The sequence below is a fragment of the Actinoplanes sp. NPDC049118 genome, assembly GCF_040648555.1.
Lineage (GTDB): Bacteria > Actinomycetota > Actinomycetes > Mycobacteriales > Micromonosporaceae > Actinoplanes.
In genome coordinates, this window is the sequence record NZ_JBEZDY010000082.1 from 1 (window position 1) to 1,121 (window position 1,121).

Annotated in this window: 1 pseudogene; it reads left to right on the plus strand. The window is 39.2% G+C overall.

Annotation, left to right across the window (positions count from 1 at the left end):
* Nucleotides 1-28 precede the first annotated feature (28 nt).
* A pseudogene (locus AB0B58_RS42310) lies at nt 29-1,050 on the plus strand (IS3-like element IS981 family transposase); the annotation flags it as partial.
* Nucleotides 1,051-1,121 lie beyond the last annotated feature (71 nt).

Here is a 1,121-nt window from a genome sequence, read left to right on the forward strand (position 1 = left end):
GACCCCAATTTAGACAAAGGACAAAAACATGCAAAAACGCTACTCAAAAGAATTTAAAGAAACCCTTATCGCTTTCTATCATTCTGGTCAATCCGTCACCCAGCTGTCTAAAGAATACGACGTGGCCCCTGCAACAATTTATAAATGGATAGACCTCTACTCTAAATCTAATGAAAGCTCCATCTCTAAAGCTGATTTTCTAGAATTAAAAAGACAACTGGCTAAAGTTAAGGAAGAACGAGACATCTTAAAAAAAGTATTGACCATATTCGCCGAGAAAAAGAAGTGAGTGCTGCGGATATGGCTCAAACCATACAAACTTTAGCACTCAATGTCAGACTAAGCTGTCAACTCCTTGATGTTCCTGAATCAAGTTATTATGAACGGATTAACCGACATCCATCTAAAACTCAATTAAGGAGACAATACCTGTCACTCAAAATTTCTCAACTCTTCAATGCTAACCGAGGAATCTATGGTGCTCCTAAAATTCATCATCTTCTACTTAAACAAGGGGAAAAAGTCGGGTTAAAACTGGTACAGAAGCTAATGAAGCAACTTCAACTCAAGTCTGTAGTCATTAAGAAATTTAAGCCTGGATACTCACTAAGTGATCACATCAATCGAAAAAATCTCATACAGACTGAACCTACAAAGAAAAATAAGGTTTGGTCAACCGACATTACTTATATTCCTACTCAACAAGGATGGGCTTATCTCTCAACCATTATGGATCTTTATACTAAAAAAGTCATTGCTTGGGATTTGGGCAAGCGAATGACTGTAGAATTAGTGCAAAGAACTTTAAATAAGGCCATTAAATCACAAGACTATCCAGAAGCTGTTATTCTTCATTCTGACCAAGGAAGCCAGTATACGAGTCTAGAGTATGAAGAGTTGCTTAAGTATTATGGGATGACTCACTCTTTCAGTCGAAGGGGATACCCTTATCATAATGCCAGTCTTGAATCTTGGCATGGACATTTAAAAAGAGAGTGGGTGTATCAATTTAAATATAAGAACTTTGAAGAAGCCTATCAGAGTATTTTCTAGCGGCGGGCGCGACCGAGGCGAGCTACCAACCCCAGGACACCGTGCGGGTCATGCTCGACCCGGTCGGT